Below are 6,901 nucleotides of genomic sequence, written 5' to 3' on the forward strand. Positions count from 1 at the left end.
TGCCAGCGGACTGCTTCCTTCAGCGTCTTACGTCTAATCCAAGAAAGTGTCAGGTTATTCGGAAAGTCTAGCTTCCAATTCGGCCTTCTCTTTCTCATACCCAGGTTTGCCGAGCAATGCGAACATATTTTTCTTGTACGCCTCTACGCCCGGTTGGTCAAACGGGTTGACACCCAACAGATAGCCGCTGATACCGCAGGCCTTTTCGAAAAAGTATACCAGATATCCGAACGAATAGGGAGTGAAATCTGGAATTGTCACAATCAAATTCGGAACTTGTCCGTCTGTATGGGCCAGCATCGTGCCTTGGAAGGCCTTTTTGTTAACAAAATCCAATGTTTTTCCGGTCAGAAAGTTCAAGCCGTCCAGATCGTCCGGATCCGATTCGATCGTAATATGCTCGGATACGTTCTCCACCTGAATAACCGTTTCGAAGATGTTGCGGCTGCCTTCCTGGATAAATTGACCCATGGAGTGCAGATCGGTAGAGAAATCGACGGATGCCGGGTAAATCCCCTTGTAATCCTTGCCTTCGCTCTCGCCATAAAGCTGTTTCCACCATTCGGATACAAAATGCAGGGAAGGCTCGTAGTTCACGAGGATCTCGATGCCTTTGCCTTTACGGTAAAGCGCGTTGCGAACCGCAGCATATTGGTAAGCTTCGTTCTCGGCTACGTTCGGGCTGCTGTATTCCTTGGATGCGTCAGCCGCGCCTTGCATCATTTCTTCAATGTTGATGCCTGCCGTAGCAATCGGAAGCAGACCGACCGCTGTCAGCACGGAATAACGCCCGCCCACATCGTCAGGAATGATAAAGGACTCGTAGCCTTCCTCGGTAGCCAGCTTCTTGAGCGCGCCCTTCGATTGATCCGTCGTAGCGTAAATGCGCTTGCGAGCTTCTTCCTTGCCGTATTTCTTCTCCAATTCCGCACGGAAAATACGGAATGCGATAGCCGGCTCTGTCGTTGTGCCGGATTTGGAGATGACGTTGACCGAGAAGTCCTTGCCTTCAATCAATTGAAGCAGGTGAGTCACATAAGTCGAGCTGATGTTGTTGCCCGCAAAATAGATTTCCGGTGTCTTGCGCTGGTCTTTCGACAGCTCATTATAGAACGAGTGCGAGAGCATTTCGATGGCCGCGCGTGCCCCGAGGTAGGAGCCTCCGATTCCGATAACGATCAGAACGTCCGAATCGCTTTGGATTTTGGCAGCCGCTTTCTGGATGCGCGAGAATTCTTCTTTATCATACTGCGTCGGCAGGTCGATCCAGCCCAGATAATCGGAGCCGGCTCCCGTACCGTTATGTAACTGTTCATGAGCTGTGCGGATCGGCTCAGCGAAATAATCAACTTCGTGCTGATTGACAAAGGTCAGTGCTTTACTGTAATCAAACTTGATTTTTTTAGACATGCCTTAAACCTCCTGTGAATTTAGAAATAGGATACTTTAATTTAATAAAGACCGCAAGTTTCGCGGGCCAACTGTCATCTATTCTTCATGCACGGATCTCCCTTGCGCTTCCATTGCTCACAAACGCTGGCTTCGTTTCAGGGACCCATGCTAAGATAGAGTGGATCAGGAATCCATAATCGAAGGTGATATAGCTATGAAAAAAATCGGGTTTATCGGACTGGGCACCATGGGCGCTCCCATGGCCTCCAATCTGCTGAAGCAGGATTACGATGTGACCGTGTATAACCGTACCCACGAAAAATGCCGTCCGCTCGCCGAACAGGGAGCCTCCATTGCGGAAACGCCTCGTGAAGCGGCTGAAGGACAAGACCTTGTTATTACAATGGTAAGCAACGACCAATCCATCCGGGATGTATTCTACGGAGAGAATGGCCTGCTTGGCTCCCTGACGAGCGGGATGACCGTCATTGACTGCAGCACGATCTCCGAGAGCCTTGTCAAGGAAATCGCTTCCGCTGTAACCGGTCTGGGCGCTTCCTTCCTGGATGCCCCGGTAACCGGCAGCAAGCCTGCAGCGATTGATGGAACCTTGGTCTTCATGGTTGGCGGCGATGCCGCGGTCATCGAAGCTCATGCGGACGTATTTGACACCCTTGGCAAAAAAGTCATCCATATGGGACCTAACGGAAGCGGCGCTGTCGCGAAGCTTGCGCATAATACCATTGTGGGCATTAACAATCTGGCGCTTGCCGAAGGCTTCGCCATCGCCGCGAAATCAGGCATTCCCGCTGACAACTTCCTGGAGCTCGTGCAGCTGGGATCAGCCGGCAGCAAAGCGGCAGAGCTGAAGGGACGCAAAATTATCGAGGGCGACTTCAGCAACCAGTTCTCGCTTGACCTCATGCTCAAAGACCTCAAGCTGGCCTCCTCGCTCACCGATGGCATCGGAATGCCTTCCCCTATGCTGAATCTGGCTAAGAGCCTGTTCCAAGCCGGTGCCAGCGAAGGTTATGGCGAAGAGGATCTTTCCGCTGTCGTGAAATGCTATGAAGCCTGGATCGGACAGAAAATCGGCGCACAGCAGAAGTAATACCAGCTAAGTCATGCTTTTCCTTACACTGGCTCTTTTCATACTGGTTTTCGGATCATCCGGACCAGGAGGAAGGAGCCATTTTTTCGGTCAAATTCGCGATATTCCCTCCGAAAGCAACTTTTTGCATTTCATTTCGTCTACTATGCGAAGGGAGGAAATATACAACATGAAACGGACCACAAGTTTAAAAGCAATGACAGCCGCTGCCCTACTAACCACTGTACTATCTTCAGTAACAGCTGTATCACCGGTTTCTGCCGCAGCCAAACCAACCGCTTCGATTAACAATGTTACAGCGAGCGGTGAAGTGCTGATCAAGCAGGGCTCCACCTTTGTTACCTTAACCGATCTCAAACCTCTGGGTAACTACGTCATGAAGTACGACAACAGCAAGAAACAGGTGACGATTCAGGGTGACCACCGAACGGTGATTCTCATTGCGGGAAGCCCCCGCATGGAAGTGAACGGAGTTCAGAAGACGCTGCCTGCAGCCCCGCTGCTCCATAAAGGCAAGACCATGATTCCCCTGAGGGCCGTAGCCCAAGCTTTTGATGCCGACATCGATTGGAATGGTTCTCTCAAGACGGCTTATATCAATAAAGCAGACGCGGCTATGCTCGCTGACTTAAAGAGCTCCGATCTGGCCACCGCCAGGAATGCCGCAGCCAAGCTGCCTTATTCATCCCAACTGCAGAAACCTGAGCTGGAAATGCTCCCTGTGGAAATGCAGGGCGTGGATTATTATTTTCCAAAAGGCAAATCCGATCGCTTCTTCCTGGTCGATAACGACATCGCCGAATATTACGAAATCCAGGGTGGCGTCAAATATTTGAAATGGCAGGGCAAGCTGGATTACTCCGCCAAAGCGGCTGCGAATCAGAACCTGTTCTTCCTGCCCCCGGTTCAAGCCGAGATCGGTAGGCAGCCGGATGCCAGAAACTGGACTGTAGCCCGATTCGTATTCCGTTATCCTTCCGGCGTCACCAGCTACCGACTGCTCGACCGTAATCAGGAATGGAGCGAAGGATACGTAGAGCTTGATAACCGGGCTCCCGGATATAAAGGCGAGATCGTGACGATCCCGGAGGAATAAGTCCATTATAGCAACCAACGTTGACGTCATGCGTTGATATCCGGCATTGACAATAAGGGTTCAAAGCCAACGGCTTTGAGCCTTTTTGTTGTGCATTTGCGGACGCGAAATCACATGCGGCATTTCATCTATTACATGGTTGGATAAGAGCAGCAATAATCCGTCACGGTGCGGATTTCCAGCTTAAAGCTTGAATTGCCCGGAACGTTAAAGGTCGCAGACCCTTGAATCTCTAACCACTCCTGCTCTCCCGGCAGCAGAACGCGCAAATCGCCCGACAATATTTCCATAATCTCAGGGCCATCCGTTCCGAATTCATAGCTTCCCGGAAGCATGATACCGAGCGTTACCTTCTCGCCATTCTCCAGCAGCACCGTACGGCTGGTTACCTTCCCCTCATAGTAAACGTTGGCTGCCTTTGTAACGGTAGCATTCTTAAATTGTGACATTGACAAACTCTCCCCTCCAACATAGTTATGGCTTGATATATGGACGGCACCCGCATGATGCGGGTGCCGGAAAATCAATATGGAGTTAGATCCGCTTGGATTACAGCAAGCCTTTTACGCGGCTAACCACGTTTTCAACGGTAAATCCGTACTCGGCTATGACGCGGTCGCCAGGAGCGGAAGCGCCAAATGTGTTGATGCCCAGAATGTCGCCTTTGTCTCCGACATAACGCTCCCATCCGAACGGATGAGCCATTTCAATAGCCAGACGGGCTTTTACGTCAGGAAGCAGCACGGAATCTTTGTATGCCTGATCCTGGCTGTCGAACAGATCCCAGCTCGGCATGCTGATGACGCGTACGGCGATTCCTTCTTCAGCCAACGCTGCTTGCGCTTTAACGGCGAGCTGAACCTCGGAGCCCGTTGCAATAATTTGAGCTTGTACGTTGCCATCCTTCGCATCGGATACAACATAAGCGCCGCGTTTGATGCCCTCGCGTGCATTGTCCACCGTGCCTGCAAGGATCGGCAGATTCTGACGAGTCAGCACCAGCGCTACCGGACGGTCTGTGTTCTCAACCGCATATGCCCATGCCGCGGAAGTTTCGTTGGCATCCGCAGGACGGATCACCGTCAAGCCTGGAATGATGCGCAGGGAAGCCAATTGTTCAATCGGTTCATGCGTAGGACCGTCTTCACCGACAGCGATGCTGTCATGAGTCAGTACATACGTAACCGGCAGCTTCATGATCGCTGCCAGACGTACAGCCGGACGCAGGTAATCCGTAAATACGAAGAACGTACCGCCGAAGATCTTCAGTCCGCCATGGAGAGCGATACCGTTCATGGCACCGGCCATTGCGAATTCACGAACACCATAATACACGTTGCGGCCTTCGTAGCTGTTCGCTGTGAAAGAGGCCAGGTCGTTCAAGTGAGTCATCGTGGAGCTTTCCAGGTCAGCCGATCCGCCGAGCAGCTGCGGTACGCCTGCAGTCAACCCGTTCAGCGCTTTACCGGAAGCCACGCGAGTGGATACCGCTTTGTCATCCGCGCTGTATTTCGGAAGGTCTTTGTCCCATCCTTCAGCCAATTCGCCGGATTCGCCGCGCTCGAATTGCGCCGCCAGCTCAGGGTAAGCTTCTTTGTATTTCGCAAATTGATCAACCCAAGCTTGATAAGCTGCAATGCCGCGCTCTTTCACTTTGCCGAAATGCTCGCGCACTTCCTCAGGCACATAGAAATCCTCTTCATATACCCAATTGTAAAAATCCTTGGTCAGCTTCGCTTCATCAGCTCCAAGCGGAGAACCGTGCGTACCGCCATGGCCGCCTTTGCCTTGTTTGTTCGGGCTGCCGTAACCAATGACGGTCTTCACTTCGATCAGCGTCGGACGGTTCGTATCGGCTTTCGCTTCCTCGATCGCCTTCTCGATCGCAGGCAAATCGTTACCGTCTTCTACGCGCAGCACTTGCCAGCCATAAGCATCAAAGCGCTTCGCCACGTTCTCGGAGAATGCCAGGCTGAGCTCGCCGTCAAGGGAGATATCATTGGAATCGTACAACATGATCAATTTGCCAAGCTTCAAATGACCTGCCAGGGAAGCTGCCTCGGAAGCCACGCCCTCCATCATGTCACCGTCGCCGCAAATCGCGTACGTATAGTGATCCACCACGTTGAAGCCGTCTTTATTGTAAGTCGCGCCCAGATGAGCTTCAGCCATTGCCATACCTACAGCCATAGCCACGCCTTGTCCAAGCGGACCTGTCGTTGCATCAACGCCGGCCGTGTGGCCGAATTCCGGGTGACCCGGGGTTTTGCTTCCCCATTGACGGAACTGTTTCAGGTCCTCAATGGACAAGTCATAACCGCTCAGGTGAAGCAGACTGTAGAGCAGCATGGAGCCATGGCCTGCAGACAAGACAAAACGGTCGCGGTTAATCCACGCCGGCTGGTCCGGGTTATGGTTCATCGTCTTCGCGAACAGTTGGTAGCCCATTGGTGCAGACCCCATCGGCATGCCCGGATGACCGGAGTTGGCTTTTTCGATCGCGTCGATCGCCAGTGTCCGGATCGTTGCGATGGACAGGTTGTCGATCGTTTGGTTATGTTCAGTTGTCATGATTCGTCCTCCTCAAATCTTTTCCATAGTAAGCTTCGAAAATGAAGGCTTCTTACGTCCCTCCAGCCCCAATCCACATGGTATTGAGCAGTTAGGAATGTTGAGAATATCATTTTGACTCTTATTGTATCACCACACGTCTTTCATTTCCATAACGTAATTGTCAAAGTTGTGTAAAAGCCGCCAGGGCGAACGACATCCCCCTTGCATTATTTCCCTTAATAGTCCGGTTATAACCGGATTCGACATCCGTTAAACGATTTTTCGGGCATCGGCGGCATGGAAAAAGTTACTTCATTCGACAATAAAAAACCTCGGCCGAAGCTGCACATTAGACAGCTTCGGCCGAAGCGCGAGGCGCACATCAGCGCGTGCCGCGTTTTTTGGCTTTGAGGAGGCGATCCATGGAGGAGCCTCCCTCCGGAGCCGGCCCGGTCTCCCCGGGCCGGCCGCTGCCGTCCCCCTGCGCCTGCGGCGGCGGGGGTGGCGTTGGCGCGCTTCCCTTGCGCGCGCCCTGGCTTGCGGCCGGCTTCGCCTGCACCGGCCGCTCTTCCCGCAGCGGGGCATCCGCCCGCTGCGAATCGCGCGCCTCCGGCCGGGCCTTACGGCCCCCTGCCGGAGCTGCGCTAGGTGCCGGGGCGGGGTTCCCGCCCCCGGCACCCTGGCCCGCGCCGCTGCGTTCACGCGCGGGCGCGGCCTGCGGCGGCTTCGCGGAGCTGCCGCCGTAGAAC

Annotated in this window: 5 protein-coding genes; 2 read left to right on the forward strand and 3 right to left on the reverse strand. The window is 53.2% G+C overall.

Annotated features, from left to right (window positions below; all coding sequences use genetic code 11):
- Positions 1 to 54: 54 nt before the first annotated feature.
- Positions 55 to 1,410: a glucose-6-phosphate isomerase gene (locus DP091_RS29005; RefSeq protein WP_113061517.1), complete on the reverse strand. Its 1,356-nt coding sequence runs from the start codon at positions 1,408 to 1,410 to the stop codon at positions 55 to 57.
- Positions 1,411 to 1,606: 196 nt separating this feature from the next.
- Here DP091_RS29005 and DP091_RS29010 point away from each other — a divergent pair, with 196 nt between their 5' ends.
- Together DP091_RS29010 and DP091_RS29015 are read left to right on the forward strand one after the other, a co-directional pair.
- The gene (locus DP091_RS29010) at positions 1,607 to 2,503 is read left to right on the forward strand and encodes an NAD(P)-dependent oxidoreductase (protein ID WP_113061518.1); all 897 of its coding nucleotides are present in this window, start codon (positions 1,607 to 1,609) and stop codon (positions 2,501 to 2,503) included.
- A gap of 169 nt (positions 2,504 to 2,672) precedes the next feature.
- Positions 2,673 to 3,599 carry a copper amine oxidase N-terminal domain-containing protein gene (locus DP091_RS29015; RefSeq protein ID WP_113061519.1) on the forward strand — a complete coding sequence of 309 codons (927 nt, stop codon included), beginning with the start codon at positions 2,673 to 2,675 and terminating at the stop codon, positions 3,597 to 3,599.
- 131 nt (positions 3,600 to 3,730) lie between these two features.
- On the opposite strand, the gene ppnP is transcribed toward DP091_RS29015, so the two are convergent.
- Positions 3,731 to 4,048 carry a pyrimidine/purine nucleoside phosphorylase gene (ppnP, locus tag DP091_RS29020; protein ID WP_006212330.1) on the reverse strand — a complete coding sequence of 106 codons (318 nt, stop codon included), beginning with the start codon at positions 4,046 to 4,048 and terminating at the stop codon, positions 3,731 to 3,733.
- 100 nt (positions 4,049 to 4,148) lie between these two features.
- Positions 4,149 to 6,170, reverse strand: coding sequence for a transketolase (gene tkt, locus DP091_RS29025; protein ID WP_113061520.1), 2,022 nt, complete (start codon positions 6,168 to 6,170; stop codon positions 4,149 to 4,151).
- Positions 6,171 to 6,901: the final 731 nt, after the last annotated feature.

Origin of the sequence: Paenibacillus sp. MDMC362 (assembly GCF_003269305.1) — a bacterium.
Taxonomy (GTDB): Bacteria; Bacillota; Bacilli; order Paenibacillales; family Paenibacillaceae; genus Paenibacillus_AQ.

Excerpts from the sequence above, each read along its gene's own strand:
- tkt (WP_113061520.1), bottom strand. The coding sequence starts at position 6,170 with ATGACAACTGAACATAACCAAACGATCGACAACCTGTCCATCGCAACG.
- DP091_RS29010 (WP_113061518.1), top strand. The coding sequence starts at position 1,607 with ATGAAAAAAATCGGGTTTATCGGACTGGGCACCATGGGCGCTCCCATG.
- ppnP (WP_006212330.1), bottom strand. The coding sequence starts at position 4,048 with ATGTCACAATTTAAGAATGCTACCGTTACAAAGGCAGCCAACGTTTAC.
- DP091_RS29005 (WP_113061517.1), bottom strand. The coding sequence starts at position 1,410 with ATGTCTAAAAAAATCAAGTTTGATTACAGTAAAGCACTGACCTTTGTC.
- DP091_RS29015 (WP_113061519.1), top strand. The coding sequence starts at position 2,673 with ATGAAACGGACCACAAGTTTAAAAGCAATGACAGCCGCTGCCCTACTA.